The organism is Kaistella haifensis DSM 19056 (assembly GCF_000735695.2).
GTDB classification, from domain to species: Bacteria; Bacteroidota; Bacteroidia; order Flavobacteriales; family Weeksellaceae; genus Kaistella; species Kaistella haifensis.
This window is the reverse complement of the sequence record NZ_JASZ02000019.1, coordinates 15,874-34,363: the sequence shown is the minus strand read 5'-3', so window position 1 is coordinate 34,363 and position 18,490 is coordinate 15,874. Positions and strand designations below refer to the sequence as shown.

General features: G+C 37.2%; 17 protein-coding genes. 8 read left to right on the top strand and 9 right to left on the bottom strand.

The window, feature by feature from the left end; genetic code table 11:
• Positions 1 to 34: 34 nt before the first annotated feature.
• The 6 genes from dnaJ to proS all read right to left on the bottom strand — a co-directional run bounded on the left by dnaJ (position 35) and on the right by proS (position 6,960).
• Positions 35 to 1,150, bottom strand: coding sequence for a molecular chaperone DnaJ (gene dnaJ, locus AP75_RS09315; protein WP_031501711.1), 1,116 nt, complete (start codon positions 1,148 to 1,150; stop codon positions 35 to 37).
• 46 nt (positions 1,151 to 1,196) lie between these two features.
• Positions 1,197 to 1,736 (bottom strand): nucleotide exchange factor GrpE, encoded by a 540-nt coding sequence (locus AP75_RS09310; RefSeq protein WP_031501712.1) that lies wholly within the window; start codon positions 1,734 to 1,736, stop codon positions 1,197 to 1,199.
• A gap of 73 nt (positions 1,737 to 1,809) precedes the next feature.
• Positions 1,810 to 2,562 (bottom strand): transporter, encoded by a 753-nt coding sequence (locus tag AP75_RS09305; protein ID WP_031501713.1) that lies wholly within the window; start codon positions 2,560 to 2,562, stop codon positions 1,810 to 1,812.
• On the bottom strand, positions 2,559 to 3,887 hold the full coding sequence (locus tag AP75_RS09300) for an Nramp family divalent metal transporter (RefSeq protein ID WP_031501714.1): 1,329 nt from the start codon (positions 3,885 to 3,887) through the stop codon (positions 2,559 to 2,561). The genes AP75_RS09305 and AP75_RS09300 overlap by 4 nt, the downstream gene beginning before the upstream one ends.
• Positions 3,888 to 4,081: 194 nt before the next feature.
• A complete protein-coding gene (locus AP75_RS09295) occupies positions 4,082 to 5,359 on the bottom strand; it encodes an OmpA family protein (protein ID WP_031501715.1) in 1,278 nt (425 codons plus the stop codon).
• A 125-nt stretch (positions 5,360 to 5,484) separates the two neighbouring features.
• Positions 5,485 to 6,960, bottom strand: a complete 1,476-nt coding sequence (gene proS, locus AP75_RS09290) for a proline--tRNA ligase (protein WP_031501717.1) — start codon at positions 6,958 to 6,960, stop codon at positions 5,485 to 5,487.
• 144 nt (positions 6,961 to 7,104) lie between these two features.
• Here proS and AP75_RS09285 point away from each other — a divergent pair, with 144 nt between their 5' ends.
• Entirely contained in the window at positions 7,105 to 8,064 is a 960-nt protein-coding gene (locus AP75_RS09285) for a DUF5320 domain-containing protein (protein WP_088264422.1), read from the top strand.
• A gap of 25 nt (positions 8,065 to 8,089) precedes the next feature.
• Positions 8,090 to 9,454 carry an OmpP1/FadL family transporter gene (locus tag AP75_RS09280; protein WP_088264420.1) on the top strand — a complete coding sequence of 455 codons (1,365 nt, stop codon included), beginning with the start codon at positions 8,090 to 8,092 and terminating at the stop codon, positions 9,452 to 9,454.
• Positions 9,455 to 9,514: 60 nt separating this feature from the next.
• On the opposite strand, the gene AP75_RS09275 is transcribed toward AP75_RS09280, so the two are convergent.
• Positions 9,515 to 10,207 (bottom strand): ZIP family metal transporter, encoded by a 693-nt coding sequence (locus tag AP75_RS09275; protein WP_088264418.1) that lies wholly within the window; start codon positions 10,205 to 10,207, stop codon positions 9,515 to 9,517.
• Between the two features lie 6 nt (positions 10,208 to 10,213).
• On the bottom strand, positions 10,214 to 10,969 hold the full coding sequence (locus tag AP75_RS09270; RefSeq protein WP_031501825.1) for a class I SAM-dependent DNA methyltransferase: 756 nt from the start codon (positions 10,967 to 10,969) through the stop codon (positions 10,214 to 10,216).
• 134 nt (positions 10,970 to 11,103) lie between these two features.
• Here AP75_RS09270 and AP75_RS09265 point away from each other — a divergent pair, with 134 nt between their 5' ends.
• The 6 genes from AP75_RS09265 (at position 11,104) to AP75_RS09240 (ending at position 16,975) form a co-directional block, all read left to right on the top strand.
• Positions 11,104 to 12,267, top strand: a complete 1,164-nt coding sequence (locus tag AP75_RS09265; RefSeq protein WP_088264416.1) for a THUMP domain-containing class I SAM-dependent RNA methyltransferase — start codon at positions 11,104 to 11,106, stop codon at positions 12,265 to 12,267.
• Positions 12,268 to 12,330: 63 nt separating this feature from the next.
• A complete protein-coding gene (locus tag AP75_RS09260) occupies positions 12,331 to 13,332 on the top strand; it encodes a glycosyltransferase (protein WP_088264414.1) in 1,002 nt (333 codons plus the stop codon).
• Positions 13,333 to 13,492: 160 nt separating this feature from the next.
• Positions 13,493 to 14,320, top strand: a complete 828-nt coding sequence (gene prmA / locus AP75_RS09255; protein ID WP_031502317.1) for a 50S ribosomal protein L11 methyltransferase — start codon at positions 13,493 to 13,495, stop codon at positions 14,318 to 14,320.
• 237 nt (positions 14,321 to 14,557) lie between these two features.
• Complete coding sequence (locus tag AP75_RS09250) at positions 14,558 to 15,097, top strand: lipocalin family protein (protein ID WP_031502315.1); 540 nt, start codon at positions 14,558 to 14,560, stop codon at positions 15,095 to 15,097.
• A gap of 365 nt (positions 15,098 to 15,462) precedes the next feature.
• Positions 15,463 to 15,909 (top strand): MFS transporter, encoded by a 447-nt coding sequence (locus AP75_RS09245; RefSeq protein ID WP_031502313.1) that lies wholly within the window; start codon positions 15,463 to 15,465, stop codon positions 15,907 to 15,909.
• A gap of 223 nt (positions 15,910 to 16,132) precedes the next feature.
• The gene (locus AP75_RS09240) at positions 16,133 to 16,975 is read left to right on the top strand and encodes a sugar phosphate isomerase/epimerase family protein (RefSeq protein ID WP_088264412.1); all 843 of its coding nucleotides are present in this window, start codon (positions 16,133 to 16,135) and stop codon (positions 16,973 to 16,975) included.
• Positions 16,976 to 17,139: 164 nt separating this feature from the next.
• Here AP75_RS09240 and AP75_RS09235 read toward each other — a convergent pair whose 3' ends face one another.
• The gene (locus tag AP75_RS09235; protein WP_031502311.1) at positions 17,140 to 18,099 is read right to left on the bottom strand and encodes an alpha/beta fold hydrolase; all 960 of its coding nucleotides are present in this window, start codon (positions 18,097 to 18,099) and stop codon (positions 17,140 to 17,142) included.
• Positions 18,100 to 18,490 lie beyond the last annotated feature (391 nt).

Below are 18,490 nucleotides of genomic sequence, written 5' to 3'. Positions count from 1 at the left end.
TAAATAGTTTTGAAAAAATTCTCTTTATTTTACTTCAATTAAAAAGATCGCGAACTTTATCGAAGAAAGTTTTCTCTTTTCCTGATGGTTCAGCCACCATTTCTCCGTTTTTGAGCTGCTTTTCGAAGAATTCTTTTTGTTCAGGAGAAAGATGTTGCGGAGTCCAAACATTGATGTGGACAAACATATCGCCTTTTCCGTAGCTGTCGATGCTTGGTAAGCCTTTCCCAGAAAGTCTGAGGATTTTCCCGGATTGGGTTCCGGCATCCACTTTAATTTTCACTTTGCCGCCAACGGTAGGAATTTCTTTTTGAGTTCCCAAAGCCGCTTCCGCAAACGAAATATATAATTCCTGATGAAGGTTGTCTCCTTCGCGCTTAATTTTAGGATCCACTTCTTCTTCTACTACAACCAATAAATCACCAGGATTTCCACCGAAAGGTGCATCATTACCTTTTCCACGAACACTCAACTGAATACCTTCTCTTGCACCAGCAGGAATGTTGATGGTTACTTCTTCTTCTACTTTTATTAAACCTTGCGCATTAGCACCAGCAGGAATTTTATCAGCTACTTTTCCGAATCCCTGACAAGTTGCGCAGTGCGTTTGAGTCTGCATTTGTCCGAACATGGTGTTCATTACTTTCACTTGCATACCAGTTCCGTTACAAGTTCGGCAGGTTTTTGAGGTTGCTCCCGGTGCCAATTTAAGTTTTTTAACTTTAATGGTTTTTTGGGTACCATTCACCATTTCTTCAAGGTTGAGTTTAATTCTCACTCGAAGATTTGTTCCCCGTACTTGTTGTCTTTGTGCGCCACCGCCGCCGCCGAAATGTCCACCGAAAATATCCCCAAACTGGCTGAAAATATCTTCCATATTCATTCCACCACCGAAACCTCCGCCGCCGCCGAATCCTCCAGCGCCGCCCATTCCGGCGTGTCCGTACTGATCGTAGTTCGCTTTTTTGTTTGCATCACTTAATACTTCATAAGCTTCTGCCGCTTCTTTGAAACTTTCTTCAGCCGCTTTATCACCCGGATTTTTATCTGGGTGATATTTCAGAGCCATTTTTCGGTAGGCTTTCTTTATTTCATCGGCGCTTGCTGATTTGCTTACTCCAAGCACTTCGTAGTAATCTCTTTTTGACATAACTGAATTTTGAATAATTTAAAATCTAAGGAATTAGAATTTAAAATTAGTTTCCGGTAACCACTTTAGCAAAACGAATTACTTTATCATTTAAAGTATAACCCGTTTCGATAACATCTACGATTTTACCTTTCAAATCTTCCGATGGAGCTGGAATTTGGGTAATTGCTTCGTGAAAATCCACATTAAAAGGATCACCAACTTTTACTTCAATTGGTTTCAATCCTTTTTCGAAAAGTTTATTTTTGAATTTCTGATAGATGAGTTCGACGCCTTGTAGATCGGCTTGGTTTCCGTTTTTGCTCATTTCTTTAATTGCTCTTTCAAAGTCATCTAAAACAGCCAACATTGAAATCATCAAATCCTGATTAGCGTATTGAAAGAATTCCATTTTTTCTTTTGCGGTTCTTTTTTTATAATTTTCAAACTCGGCAAAAAGTCTTACATAACGGTCTTTTTCTTCTGCCAAAAGTTCCTCCGGAGTTGGAGTTACTGTCATATTTTCAGCAGTTTCGTTTTCCGGTTTTTGGGTTGTTTCTTCTTCTAAATTCAAGTTTTCTTCGTGTATATCTTGGTTTTCTGACATAATATTACATTTTTATAACCATCAGTTCACAACAATTTTGCCAAAGAAAATTTTAGGACAATTCGGCAGATTATTATTTGTAGGTAGAAAATCGGTAAGAAATTCCGCAGGAAAAATGATAGTCCGGGGAAGTTTTGGAAATTCCAAACCCTGAGGACAAGTCAGCCTGTAGATTTTCATTTACAAGATAGGTAATTCCGCCATTGAAACGATGGTCTGCATTTTGAGACTCACTGATAAAGCCGTAAGATTCTACAAAACCACCCAGCTTATCCGTCACAGCGTATGCTCCGGAAATTGTGTAAATTCCCGTAGGACCGGGAGTTTCGCCATTCCATTCCGCTCCTAAATTATAGCCTAGATTTAACCTGTCGCTTAAAGTATGCTGAAAAAGAAACCGGAAATTAGACGCCGGATAATGCGTTTTAAATTCTTCAGAACTCAGTTTATTTGCCGTAATGTGCGCAAGAAAAGATATTTTAGGAAGATATCTTTTTTCATCGGTAAGTTTTGCTTTAAAACCAAATGCAAGTGGAGAAAATCCTGAAAGTTTTGTTGTTGCCGTTTTTTCAGTCAGAAATTCTGTGATGAGCCTTACTTCAAAATTTTCATTGATTCCGTATTTCCAAAGAATATTGGGATGTACGAAATTTCTTGAACCTCCATCTGCTTTTTCATACAAAAAACCCGTTTCTATCTGAATAAATTTTTTAGGCGTAATCGACACCGACTCGGTTTGATCCGGCCGATCTGTCTGGATGGATTCTTGTGATTTTAGTGGCGAAAAATAGATGATCAATATACAAGTTGTTAATTTTTTCATCATGGAAAGAATGTTTCGACTAAAAGATATAAATTCAAAACAATGATGATAATTGCGATCAACCACACAAGGATTTTTAACCAAAGTTTGTTGACAAATTCACCCATTTTTAATTTGGATCCTGTGAACATGACCAGTGGGACCACCGCAAAACTCAGCTGCATCGAAAGGATAACTTGGCTGAGCACCAGCAAATCCGTTGTTCCTTTCTCCCCATAAAGAATGGTGACGATGAGCGCCGGAATTACCGCAATTAATCGGGTAATCAATCTGCGCAGCCATGGTTTCAGGCGGATATTGAGGAAGCCTTCCATAACGATCTGCCCTGCCAAAGTTCCGGTAAGCGTAGAGTTTTGTCCGGAAGCGAGAAGCGCAATTGCAAAGAAAATACTTGCAAAAGTGGTTCCTAAGAGCGGTGTAAGCATTTTATACGCATCGTGAATATCGGCTACGTCTTTGTTTCCGGAAGTGTGAAACGTAGCTGCCGCTACAATAAGAATCGCTGCATTAATAAAAAACGCAAGAAACAAGGAAAGCGAACTATCAATAGTAGCGAATTTGATGGCTTCCTTTTTCCCTTCAATGGTGCGATCATAATTCCTGGTCTGCACGATACTGCTGTGAAGGTAAAGGTTGTGCGGCATCACCGTGGCTCCCAAAATCCCTATCGCTATATAGAGCATTGACGGATTGGTAACCACTTCTTTTTGAGGAACTAAACCTTTCAGAATTGGGAAGAAATCAGGTTTACTCAGGATAATCTCATAAGCGAAACATCCTAAAATAATGAAAATAAGTCCTGCAACGATACTTTCAATTATTCTAAAACCTTTTGCCTGAAGGAATAAAATAAGAAACACATCAATCACGGTAATGACAATGCCCCACGTTAAAGGAATTCCAAATAGCAAATTCAGAGCGATTGCAGACCCGATGACCTCCGCTAAATCACAGGCTGCAATTGCGATTTCACAGAAAACCCATAAAATAAAATTAGTGGTAGGGTTGAAATGATCCCGACAAGCCTGTGCAAGATCCCTTTCCGCAACGATTCCTAATTTTAAAGACAAATGCTGCAAAATAATTGCAAACAGGTTTGAAATTAAAATTACCGAAAGCAAGGTGTACCCAAACTGCGCACCTCCTGCGATGTCTGTTGCCCAATTCCCGGGATCCATATAACCGACTGCAACCATCAAACCGGGACCGGCGAAGGCAAAGAGTTTTCGCCAGAATCCGGCGCCTTTAGGAATATTGATGCTTGAGAAGACTTCTGGCAACGAGTTTGAGTGTTTTTCCCGACGCCAACCTGTATTGATTTTATTCATAAATGTTAGATTACTCTAACAAATTTAGTTAATTAAATATAATATGCAAATCCTTCGGTAAAACTTACTTTCTATCCTTAATATAAACAATTGATTTACAAATATTAAAATTTAATTAATTTTAGAGCTCATACCTTTTAAAATAAAAAAAATCCCGACAAAAATGCCGGGATTCCATTGTTTAAGCTAAGTGATTATTTTGTAAATCTGATAGCAGTTTTTCTGTCTGCTTCTCTTTCTTTATCAGAAGCAGTTTCGGGAACGGTAGCAAATTCTTCTCCGTAACCTTCAGCACTTGTTACTTGTGCAGAACCAAGAGCCGCTTTTACAGCATCAGCTCTTTTTTGAGATAACGCTTTGTTTCCAGCATCATCACCTTTTTTATCTGTATAAGCACCAATTTTCACTTTAGCATCTGGATAAGCAACGAGGATTAATTTTAAGTTATCCAACTGCGCCTGAGATTCCGGAGTCAATTTTGTTGTTCCAAATTCAAAATTCAAGTTATCAAAGTTGAACCATCTGTCTTTAAGAGCAGCCTCGTCAGCATTTTTGTATTCGTCGGAATTAAGGAAAGCTACTATTTGATCCTCAATACCACCTTTATAAGCATTCAAAGTTTTTCCGTTTGGCAGTGTAACCATAATGGACTCTTTGGTTGCAACAAGAGTTGTCCCAGTAGAATCAACAGCAACGACAGCAGTAGAGTCATAAACTACTGCGGTAGAGTCAGTTACGCCGGTAGTGGTTTCCGCAGGTTTGTTGCATTGCTTCCAAAGGAACCAAGCTGCAAGTGCAAGAAGTAACAATGGCAATAACCATTTCCAGATAGATCCACCTCCGTTATCTTCATTTCTATCTACATTTACATGAGTGTTTCCACCTCTATTTACTTCTACTTTTGGCTGATCGTAAGAAGTAACTTTTACTTTTTCAGTTTCAAGATGTGCGTTGGCACCAGACCAGTTTCCAAGACCTAATGAAGCTAAAGAAAGACCAGCAGGAAGTAAAGAAGAAACGATACCTTTTTGATCTTTTAAAAGCCTAGACAATTCTGAAGCGCCTAAGTTATTATCAGCTGCATATTTTCCTAAAGAGCCCAAGGAAGCGCCTGTTACCATATTTAATAAACAATTTGACGAGGAGTTGCTAATCCCCGCATAACTGGCAACAGCATTTACTAATCCTCCAATTTTGTCACCAAAAATTGTAGATAGTACGTTGGTGATTGAAGAATTATTGGATGAACCACCCAATAGGTTTCCTAATAATCCGCTGCTTGCAGATGCGGTGATCGCATCTAAAACTTCTGGTTTATCAGCATTATTTGCTAATCCGCCCACAACAGCAGGCAAAAGGCCGCTTATTGCTTTAGAAATACCTGATTCGCTTTCTCCAAACTGAGAAGCTGCTTGTGAAACTAATGCAGGACCAAGCTGTCCTTTGATAAGATCGATTACATTTAATGACATAATAGTTTATTTTTAAAATTTAACTTGGATAAAGTTATACAAATTTTAATCCAAGTCTATTCTAAAAGATGTAATTTATAAAAAAATTAACATTTTGTTAAATATTGTCAAGTAATAAGGCTTTCTTAATAAGATTTCGCAAAAATTACTCTTTGTTTGGATGGTTTTCCCGAAATGAGTGAAATGCCATCTTCTAAAGGATTATCCAAAGGAATGCATCGGATGGTTGCTTTTGTTTCGTTTTTGATTTGCTCTTCCTCTTCCGCAGTTCCGTCCCAATGCGCAGAAATAAATCCTCCTTTTTCTTCCAAAACCCGCTTGAATTCTTCGTAAGAATCTACTTTTGTCGTGTGTTCCGCGCGATGGTTCAATGCTTTTTGGTAAATATCTTTTTGGATGGTTTCTAATAAATTTTCGATGTAAACTTCCAGATTTTCAATCGGTTGGGTTTCTTTGGTTAAATTATCTCTTCTGGCGATTTCTACGGTTTTGTTTTCTAGATCTCTCGCTCCGATTGCGATTCGCACCGGCACACCTTTTAATTCATATTCAGCGAATTTCCAGCCCGGTTTATTCTCCGTACGGTTGTCGTATTTTACTGAAATTCCTCTTGCTTTTAACTTTTGTTGAAGATTGTAAGCAACTTCATCGATTTTCTGTAATTGTTCTTCACCTTTAAAAATAGGAACAATTACCACCTGAATTGGCGCTAAAGTTGGAGGTAAAACCAAGCCAGAATCATCGGAATGCGTCATGATTAATGCCCCCATCAATCGGGTTGAAGTTCCCCATGAAGTTCCCCATGCATGTTCTATTTTTCCTTCTCTATTGGTGAATTTCACATCAAATGCTTTACCGAAATTCTGTCCTAAAAAGTGAGAAGTTCCTGCTTGTAGCGCTTTTCCGTCCTGCATTAGTGCTTCGATACAATAGGTTTCATCAGCACCGGCAAATCTTTCGGAAGGAGTTTTAATTCCACGAATTACCGGAATTGCCATGAAGTTTTCTGCAAAATCGGCATAAACGTCCAGCATTTTTTCGGTTTCTTCCACGGCTTCCTCTTTTGTTGCGTGCGCAGTATGTCCTTCTTGCCAAAGAAATTCTGCTGTTCTTAGGAAAAGTCGGGTTCTCATTTCCCAACGCACCACATTCGCCCATTGATTGATGAGAATTGGTAAATCGCGGTAAGATTGAATCCAGTTTTTATAAGTATTCCAAATAATAGCTTCGGAAGTTGGACGAACGATTAATTCCTCTTCCAGCTTTGCTTCCGGATCAACGATGAGTTTTTTCGGGTTATCTGGATCTGTTTTTAATCTGTAATGAGTTACTACCGCACATTCCTTAGCAAAACCTTCGGCATTTTTTTCTTCGGCTTCAAATAAGCTTTTGGGGATAAAAATGGGGAAATATGCATTTTCGTGACCTGTTTCTTTGAATCTTTTATCCATTTGATCGCGCATTTTTTCCCAAATTGCGTATCCGTAAGGTTTGATTACCATACATCCACGAACACCGGAATTTTCTGCCAAATCTGCCTTTACTACTAGTTCGTTGTACCATTTGCTGTAGTCTTCGGCTCTTGAAGTAAGTTTTGCCATTTATTTGATCTTTTGATTTAACTTTTGTATATTGCTTTAATCTAAACTTAAAATTGTATTTTTACTCAAATTTTATACACTTGGTTTGGTATATTTTTGGTGTAAAATGCAAATATAATTCAAATTAAAACTTTTCACCTTATCATGAAAAAAATTACTTATAAAAATTTCCTTGAATTGCTTAAATCTAAAACGGTTTTGGCGGTTTCCGGAGGTTTGTTATTGATGTCCTGTGGCACTCAAGTGGGTGGCTATACGGAGACCGATGGGATTTACTATGATCCCAACAAAGACACTTTACCTGAAGGAACTGTAATGAATAGTGGAAACAGGGTAGGAGAATACTACGATTATCAGCAAACCGATAATTCAAACCACTATCTGAACTCTGAAAACAGAAACGAAAATTGGAGGGAAACGCAAAGTTCCGATTGGGGAAACTATACCGGGACTGATACTTATTATAATGACAATTGGGGTTATCCTTACGGGTTTTACTCTGGTTTTGACTTCGGAGTAGGCTATGGTTGGGGTTCGCCTTGGGGATTTGGAAGTTACTATAGCCCGTGGGGATTTGGTTATAATCCTTGGTATGGATACTACAATCCATGGGGATACGGTTATAATTCATGGTATGGATATTACAATCCTTACTATGGTTACGGCTATCCTTATTATGGTTATAATCCTTATTATTACGGTAATTATTATGGCTATGGAAATACTTACGGAGGAGGATTTACCTATAAAAGAAGCGGTGCAGATGGCGCTTTTAGAAATTCAGTGAGAAATTCCAATTCCAATTCCAATTTGCGTACCAATAATAGTTCGAATTCAGGGTTTAGAAATGATAATCAATATCGAAATGTGCCGGGATCCATTCGTCCTAATAATAGTTCGCAGCCTAGAATGAGAACTTCTCCTCAACCGAATACCAATCCTAGATATAATTCGACGCCGAGACAAAGCAATCCTACTTATAATACTCCATCCAGAAGCAATTCTTACGAAGGTGGCGGTTTTAGAAGCGGTGGTGGTTTCGGTAGTGGTTCATCGAGTTCAAGCTCAGGATCTACAAGATCATCGGGCGGTTTTAGAAGATAATATTTAATAAGTGTACATTAATAAAATGATAAAAAAATCTTTAATGATCTTGAGCATTTCCGCTGCTTATTTTGCGAATGCACAAGATATTTCAACCATCAGAAATACGGTAGAAGTTTATTCTAACTCTTCCCTAAACGGAACTTCAAAATACAATTCCATGGCTGGATCTATGGGAGCTTTGGGTGGAGAATTCTCTGTTTTGAATTCGAACCCGGCAGGTGTAGGAGTGAGTATTGCGAGCGATGTGTCAGGAACTTTAAGTATTGAAAACAGTAAAAACACCACTTCCTACGCCGGTAAATCTTTGGATTATAAGGTCAATAATACTGATTTAGGAAACGTGGGTGGAATTGCCGTTTTTCAAATCGATTCCTCACCTTGGAAGTTTGTGAATGTAGCGGTGAATTATTCTAATCAATCTCTAGAAGATTACACCGAAACGCCTGGAAACAGTGATTTGGTATATGAAATCAGAGATGCTGATAATAATTTGGTGGATGAGCGAGCTTTCGCTGGTCATGCATATAATCGATACGGAAATCTTTCGAAAATGAGTATCGGAGTTGGCGGGAATTACGATAACCGAATTTACGTAGGAGCAGGTTTAAATTTCCATAATTCTATTCTTGATCAATACGATTCCGCAGCTTTTACCAACAACGCAAATGTTACAGATGTTTACGATAAGCAATACACGCCATTTTCTGAATCAGCGAGTGGTTTTTCAGCTTCAGTTGGGGTTATCGGGAAAATCAGTCCTCAATTCAGACTTGGAGCAGCATTAGAAACGCCAACGTGGTGGAACATTGCAAGAGTCTATAGCGAGTACGAAAATCCTGTTGATGGAACTCTTTCTACTCCGATGAAGGCAACTTTAAGTGCTGCGTATGTTCCAAATAAAAATTTCGCAATCAACGTAGATTATTCATTAGGACTTACCAAACCGAAATATAAAGTTTACGGAGACGCCGAAACTGAATTAAACCAATTCTTTTCAAACAATTACGCTAATCTCTCCGAATTGAAAGTTGGAGCGGAATATCGTGTACAAGCTTTCAGATTGAGAGGTGGTTATGGTTTTTCGGCGAGTCCTTTCGATTCCATGTCTATTCAAACTGTAGCAGGAAACACCGCTTATGATAATTTAATTTTAGGAAAAAGAAACACCATCGCAGCCGGAATTGGATATGATTTCAAATCTTTCTTCATCGATGCAGCTTACCAAAACGTAAGTTCAGAATACAGCAATCCTTTCATGCAAGGATCTTCAGCAAGTAACACCGGATATTTTTCTAGTCAATATATCGTAAATTCTGATGCTGCAATTGTTTCAAATGTGAAAAACAAAAAAGATAATTTTTTTATTACACTCGGTTGGAAATTTTAATTTCCAGACTTAAGTGAAATAATGATGGAAGACTCCGGAGCAATCCGGAGTCTTTTATTTTTAATGAGAATGAAATATATGGCTGAATAAAGCCAAACCGATTCCACAAATCACCATCAGAATTTTCATCCAGTCGATATTGTGGTTCTTGTTGCTTTCGAAAATAATGACCGAAGAAATGTGAAGGAAAATTCCACCAACAAGCGCTAGAAAATAAGGTTTGTAATCCGAATTAAAATAATTTCCAAAAAGCATACCCAAAGGCGATGCGATGGCAAATATCGATATCACAAGCCACGAAGAAGTAGAAAATTTATTTTTATGAATTAGAAAAGCTCCCAAAACAAATGAAATAGGCAAGTTGTGAAACAAAATCCCCATCAAATAAGGATTGAAAATATTCTTCTCATTAGCAATAGGAATTCCTTCCAAAAAGGCATGGATAAACATTCCGACCATCAAAGCAATCGGTAAAATATTCTTCTCTTCGTGATGATGATGAAGGTGACCGTGCTCGAATCCTTTCGTCAGGTTTTCGAGAAGAATTTGAAGCAGAACTCCTGCAATTACAAAAATTCCTACATTGTGATGATTCGAAGAATACACTTCCGGGAAAACATCATTCAAGCAAATGGTAATGAGAAATCCTGCACTTAAAATCAAAAGATTTTTTGCAAATTTTTCTTTTTCACCGAAGAATTTCCCTAGCAATACTCCTGCTAGAACACTTAAAATCAATAAAAAAATAATCATATTTTATTATAGTTTTTTCTTAAAAACATTGATGCATCGTGAAGAATTTTCCGGATCAAATGTTCCTAAATTATAATCACCATATATTTTCACTATTTCAAAACCAAATTCTTTCGCATAATTCCCGATGCTTTCCAAGGTGTGGAGTTTCACTTTCTCGAAAAAATGAAAATCCTTTCCTTCATGATGAAACCGAATATCTTTAATAACGAATTGATTATCAATCTTTTTACTAATCTGAAAAACGATTCCGTCTTTTAATATTTCCTCTTCGGGGACCAAAGTGTTTTTTACCCAGTTTGCATTTAGAAAATCCAGAACAAAATAACCCTCGTCTTTTAAGGCGTTTGCTACCGATCTGAAGATTTTTTTGTCTTCAGTTTCATCATCGAAATACCCGAAACTTGTGAAAAGATTAAAAACCGCATCTACTTTCTCTGCAGAAACTTCCGGATAAATTTCGTTTCGCATATCGTGGACAGCAAATTTCAGGAAATGTTCAGCAGCATCATCAGTTTCAAATTTTTTATTTTGCAAAATACTTTCTTTCGATAGATCCAGACCTAAAACATTGTAACCCAATTGATGGAGATAAACGGAATGTCGGCCTTTCCCACATGCCAAATCGATGATGGTGGTGTCTTTTTTTATCTTTAAATCATTGATTAGTAAGGAAATAAAATGTTCTGCCTCCCGGAAATCCCGGTCTTTATATAGAATGTGATAATAAGGGGTATCAAACCATGTTTCAAACCAAGCCATAATGCAAAAATAGCTAAAATTGAATAGATTTTATCAGTTAAGTGTCCTTTCATATCATCTGCTTGAGCATCAAACTTCTATAAAATAGAAAAGCCGAGATCAGACAACCTCGAAAATCATTACCTTTGCAAACTATGAACATCGACAATTTACAAATTCAAATCAAAACTTTTTTCGGTCTCGAAGGAGTGTTGGCAGAGGAAATCAAGAAACTAGGCGGCAAAAATGTCGAAATTAAAAACCGCGCGGTAAACTGCGAAGGTGATCTTGGTTTTCTTTATAAAATTAATTATTCTGCAAGAACTGCACTCAAAATTCTCATTCCGGTTCTCACTTTTAAAGCTTGGGACGAAAGCCGGTTTTGCGATAAACTTTTTGCTTTTCCTTGGGATGATTTCATGACTGTGGACCAAACTTTTGCGATCGATTCAACGGTGTATTCCGAAAGATTTAAACACTCGCAGTTTATGTCGCAGAAAATGAAAGATGCAATTGTAGATTATTTTAAATTTCACCATCGAAAAAGACCCAATGTTGATGTTCAGAATCCGGATATCAAATTTCATTTGCATATCGATCGGGAATTGGTGACGATTTCCTTAGACTCCGCGGGCGATCCGTTGTTCAAACGGGGTTACCGAAAAGAGCAGGGTGAAGCGCCAATCAATGAAGTTTTGGCGAGCGGAATGTTGCAATTGGCAGGTTGGGACGGGAAAGGAAATTTCCTTGATCCGATGTGTGGTTCCGGAACTTTATTGATCGAAGCAGCGATGATTGCGATGGATTTGCCGGCGCAAATTTTCAGAAAGAAGTTCTCTTTCCAGAACTGGAAAAATTACGATGCAGAACTTTTCCAAAAAATAAAAGAAGTAAGAATCAACCGAATCAAAGAATTCACCGGGAAAATTGTTGGGTATGATTTGGATTCTCAAATGTTGAACGCGGCTCATCTCAACATCGAAGCTGCCGAAATGGAAGATGTGATCGAAGTAAAACGTCAAGATTTCTTCGAGTCTAAAAAAGAATTATTCCCATTGATGATGGTTTTCAATCCGCCTTATGACGAGCGAATTGAAATCACTGATGATGAATTTTACAAAAAAATCGGCGATACTTTCAAGAAAAATTATCCAAATACTTTGGCGTGGTTTATTTCTTCAGACCTTGATGCTGCGAAGAAAGTGGGTTTAAGACCTTCCAGAAGAATTAAGCTCTTCAATGGAAAGTTGGAATGCCGTTTTCTGCAATTTGAAATGTATGAAGGAACGAAGAAGGTTCATAAATTGGAGAATAAATAATTTTATTTCATTGTTGAAATTAATGAATAGATTTTCAAATTAACTCATTCTAAAATTCTCAAATTGCCGACAGTTGCCATTATAATAGCTATTTACAATCGCAAAGACGAACTTTTCGAGTTGCTCAATTCATTGTCTCATCAAACCGATAAAGATTTTGAAATCATCATTGTTGACGATGGTTCCAAGATTGATTTGCGACCGACTGCCGAACTTTTTAATGAAAGTTTAAATATTCAGTTTTTCCGAAAAGACAATTCCGGACCAGGTTTGAGCAGGAATTATGGCGCAAGAAGAGCAAAAAATGACTGGCTCGTTTTCGTCGATTCCGATGTGATTGTGGAGAAAGATTACATCGAAAACATCAAAAAAAATATCCGCGAAATTCCTTGCGATGCATTTGGCGGTGCCGACAAAGCCCACAAAGGTTTTAACTTGATGCAGAAAGCAATTTCCTATTCGATGACCTCGGTTTTCACCACCGGCGGAATTCGTGGCAGCAAAAAAGCGGTCACCAAATTTCAGCCAAGGAGCTTCAATATGGGTGTTCGAAAGTCGGCTTTCGAAACAGTCGGTGGTTTCTCCGAAATGCGAATTGGCGAAGATCCTGATCTTTCGATGAAACTGTGGGAAAATGGCTTCACCACAGCTTTTTTTGACAATATCGGTGTGTATCATAAGCGGCGTGTAGATTTCGGGAAATTCTCCAAACAAGTCTATCAATTTGGCTGTGCGAGACCGATTCTCAACCAGCGACACCCGAATTATGTAAAGATTTCTTTCGCATTTCCATCCATATTTTTGATCGGATATGTGCTGGGATTTATCGAATATTTCACACTTCAGAGAGGATTAATCCTCGCATTTTACGGACTTTACACCTTCATCGTATTTTTTCACGCTCTCCTTTTAACAAAAAACATCAGCATCGCGGCGATGGCCGTAATTTCTACGTATATTCAGATGTTTTCCTACGGTTACGGCTTCCTAAAATCCTGGATTTTACTGAATATTTTCCGCCAAAAACCCGAAGAAGCCTTTCCGTCGCATTTTCATCAAAACTAAAGAAGGTTGGGAATTGTTTTCCTTTGGGCGCACATTTCCGGCTTTCACTACTCGCTTTTTTGTTCCACTTCGCTCCACAAAAAGAGCTCAAACATGCCGTTCAATCCGGGGCGCAGTTCGGTTATCATTAGAAAATTAACTATTTTTACAAAAAAATAAAATGAATAATTACTTAGAATTCAACTTCAAAATATCGCCTTTGCAACCTTGGAACGAAATCTTGATGGCCGAACTTATCGAGATCGGTTTCGACAGTTTCACCGAGGAACACGACGGAATTTTGGCATATATTCCAAAAGATCTTTTCAACGAAAATGACTTAAAGCAAATTCATCTCATTCAAAATCCGGAAATCAGTATTTCCTATACTTACCAAGAAATGCCCAATATCAACTGGAATGAGGAATGGGAAAAGAATTTTGATCCGATCAATGTAGAAAATCAGGTTTCCATTCGCGCGGAGTTTCATGAGAACCAAAATCTTCCTCACGAAATTATTATCCAGCCGAAAATGTCTTTCGGAACGGGACATCACGCGACAACATATTTGATGATTCAACAAATGCTTGATATGGATTTCGAGAACAAAACCGTGCTCGATATGGGTTGCGGTACCTCTGTTCTTGCGATCTTTGCGAAACATAAAGGCGCCGGAAAAACAGTTGCCATCGACATTGACGAATGGTCGGTAGAAAATTCAAAAGAGAATGCCGTACGAAATAATGTAGAATTGGAGATTTCTCAAGGAACTGCCGATAACTTAGGCAACGAAAATTTCGATATTATTCTGGCCAATATCAACAGGAATATTCTAATTTCCGACATTCCGACCTACGTTTCCGTGTTGAACGATGGGGGACAACTCTTACTTTCCGGGTTGTGTTTCTTCGATGTGGATGATATTTTGGAAGTTTGTATGGAACAAAAATTGACTCTAAAAAGAAAACTTCAACGGGAAGAATGGGTTTCCTTACTTCTTGAAAAATAGTAGCATCCGTCTCAACATTGAGGCGTTTTTTTTTAAAATAATTACTGACATCTACTTTTATATAAAAGTCCGATTCTTTTTGGTGTTTTTTAGATAAGTCGTAACTAAAAAGCGGACTGATTTATCAGAAGTTAGCTCCATATTTCTTTCAAAAAAGTAGATAAAAACTTCAATTTGTGGCAAGCTACAAGTTAAAAGCATAGTTTTTGCTATCATTGCTTAATCAAAATTAAAATTATGAAAATTTCTAAGCTAATTATTCTTCCACTAGCAGTATTTGCAGGAATTTTCCTGCTCTATTCTTGTAAAACAGGGATGCCGGATGGAGCAGTTCCTGTAAAAAATTTCGTTGCCGATAAATACCTCGGAAAATGGTACGAAATCGCACGTTTCGATTTTCGTTTTGAGCGAGGTTTGGATAATACAACCGCCCAATATTCCTTGAATCCAGATGGCAGCATCAAAGTGGTTAATCGTGGATACAAAACCTCCGAAAATGAATGGAAAGAAGCGGTTGGCGAAGCTCGATTCGTGGAGAACCCATCTGTTGGCCGACTGAAAGTTTCTTTTTTCAAGCCATTTTGGGGAGCGTATAACATTCTTTCGATTGATGGAGATTACCAATATGCACTGGTTGCAGGCGATAATTTGAAATATCTTTGGATCCTTTCGCGTGAGCAAACGATTCCCGTTGATATCCGCGAAAAATATCTTTCTTTAGCCAAAAAACTGGGTTACAAAACAGAAAATCTCATTTGGCCAAAACACGATCGATAATTTAAGATTTTTGAAGGGGAATTTGGTTATTTTATTCTAAATCTTTTTTCTTGTAAAGAAATAATAAGCAGGATGGAATAATTTCTTAAACTTGAAACTCCACTTAGATCCTAAAGAAAAATCGGGTTATTTGAACTGAAAAAATAAGCTAAAATTTTTTTATTAAATCAATTAAAAAGAGAGATAGAAGCAAGAATCCTTAGAAAAGGAAATAGGTTTTTATGATGTACGAATGATAAAAAAACTGCTTTCTGCGGTTTTTTTTGTTTAAACTTTTAATTCGAAAACGGGCGATACTTTTTTTAATTTCAAATAAATAATTAATATTTTAAGTTAATCGTTTAACTGTATGCGCTAACTAGAAAATGCACCTTCCAGAAATCAAGGCTTCTTATTATTTCTCATTAAGTATGGCGATGATGATGATCGGACGTTTCGTAGGGACTTTTTTAATGAAGTTTATCACAACCAACAAGCTCTTAGCTATTTTTACAGCTTGTAATATTGTTCTTTGCTTAATCATTTCTCAAAGTTTAGGTTGGGTTTCATTCGTCAGTTTAATCCTGTTGAATTTATTCCTAAGCGTGATGTATCCTACGATTTTCAGTCTTGGTTTAAAAAGATTGGGTAGTAAAGTGTCTCAAGCTTCCTCATTTTTAGTTATGGCGATGTTTGGTGGTGCGGTATTTCCTCCATTGATGGGAAAAATCGCCGAAACCGATATTGCACATGCCTATTTGCTGCCAATTATCTGTTATGTTTTTATCCTCTTATTTGCGTTAAAATTCTATCAACCTAAAACCATAAAATAACTGGATGATGATATGAAATTGCAAATTTTTTTGTTGATTTTTTTCCTTTGGAGTTATTCTATCAAACGCAAATTTTGATTTCGGAAAAATGTTTTTCATGCAGAACAACTGGAAGAGTAGAAGTTGGCCTTCCCAACTTTACAATAATTTTAAGCCAAAAAATTGGGAATTATTAAATGTAATAACCAAATAGTGGCAGTTTTAATCATTAAAAATAAAACTTATGAATGTGAAATTTGGAGCATCACTCCTTTCGTGGATTACCCCGAATTGGACCCCTGAAGCAGGAAAATATGATATTGAGAAAACTTCGATAGCAGGATTTGATCTCATTGAAATTCTCTTGCCCAACGCAATGGAATTTGATGCAAAAGAGGTGAAGAAGCAGTTGCGAAATTATCAGCTTGATGCCGTTTGTTCATTAAATTTGCCTAAAGAAGCCCACATCGCTTTCTACTCAAAAGTCGCAGAGAAGATAATGAAGCAAGCGGTAGATAAGACTTCAGAGCTGGAAACAGATTTTCTTGGTGGAGTTTTACATGGTGGAATTGGAGTGTTTTCAGGAAATCCATTAACAGATTCGGAAAGAGAAATTATTGTGGAAGTGTGGTCCAATATTGCAGATTATGCCAAGGCAAAAGGCGTAAAAATCGGCATTGAGCCCATAAATAGATATGAATCTTATGTTTGCAATACCGCAAAAAATGTTTTAGATCTCATTGAAAAAACAGGAAAAGATAACTTGTTTTTGCACCTCGATACTTTTCACATGAATATTGAGGAAGCCAATTTTTATGATCCGATCATTCTGGCTGGCGAAAAACTTAAACATGTCCATATCACTGAATCTCATCGCGGAATGCTCGGCGAAGGAACAGTAAATTGGACCGAACTATTTTTGGCTTTAAAAAAAATTAACTTTAATGGAAATTTGGTTTTAGAGAATTTTTCGTCATCGATTGAAGGAATGCAGCAAATGGTTTCACTTTGGCAGAAATCTACTTATGATGCGGATGAATTGGCCACGAAAAGTTTAAAATTTCTTCAAGAAAATGCTTTGCATTGATAAAAATGGCGCTACTTATAATAAGTTGCGCCATTGTTTTAGTATAAACGATTCTTTTGAAAGCATCGATTAACAAGCATTCATGATTTATTGAATATTTGGCAAAAAAACGATTTAATTTGTTTAATTATTACTCAATTAATTTCAACAAAATATTTTTTTATCTACTTTTTTGGTTGTGATATTTTTTCATAAATCCAATCCTTTATATTCTCATATACAGATTCTTTAATGTCTTCATTAAGTATTTCGTGTCGCATTGCAGGATAAATTTTTGCATTAACATCTGTAAATCCATCTTTTTGCATTTGTGTTACCGTTTTTTCAACCCCTTTTCCGAAGTTTCCTATCGGATCATCAGCTCCGCTTACAAAAAGAAAGGGAAATTCTTTTGGTATTTTTTCTGCCCATTTTCTTTCCGTTGCCTGTTGGTTTAGAGAAACTAATGCGTAAAAACCATTATTGGTAAAAGGTACTCCGCATAGGCTGTCCCGGCAAAATGATTCACGGTTGGATTTGCTGAGGCTCAGCCAACTGTTAAGGTCGCCATCTTTCTCGCCTTTAAAATGTTGATTATTAATTTTTGAAAAAGTTTGGTTGATGAATTTGCTCCTGTGTTTTGGGGCAATAATATTGTTAATGGACAGGAAAAATTTAGCCAAACCGATTCCGTTGATTTTTCCTCCCGTTCCCACGATGACTGCGCCTTTAAAATCAGCTTCCTGATTCTGAAGTAAGCATCTTGCAATGAAAGACCCCATAGAATGACCTAGTAAAAATTGAGGAATTTTAGGGTAGTTGTTTTCTAAAAATGCTGCCATCGTTGCGGCATCGTCTATCAGTTGCTGCTTGGGATTTTCTTTTTGAAAATAGCCAAGTTCTTCCCGATTTTTCGCCGTTTTTCCGTGTCCGAGATGGTCATATAATAGAACTGCAAAACCGTTGTTCGCCAGATATTCTGCAAAATTTTTATAACGACCGCTATGCTCCTGCATCCCGTGTAGTATAAGAACAGTAGCCTTTGGAGGTTCATTTATTGGTTCGAATAATTCATAAAAAAGATTGTGCGTACCTGAGTTGGCAATTTTCTTCCTGTTTATATATCCTGATGTTTGTTTTGCCATAGTCGGTTGATTTTGTACAAAGATAAATATTCTGCCCTTTCGAAAGGAAGAATCGAATAAACTTAGAAAAATGGGTTATTGCAGTCAATCTCTTTTATAGGATTTAATAGAGATGTGTATTTAGCACAAAAAAACTTAGACAAATTCTTTGCCACATACATCACAGGTTGGCCATAAAAAAATGAGCTTTAAGCGAATCACCAATGTTAATATTGCCAAATCATTTGTCTTTGTTTTCTTCATCGATGAGTACAACGACATCCAAAAAAATTTTGATGGTTCGTTATTTAATGAATTAATGGAGGCAGAAATAAATTTTGACTTATGATATTTTTAATCAGGGATTCAGGCAAGTGCGTATTTTTTGTGTTTAGAGTATCAAATTAAAAAA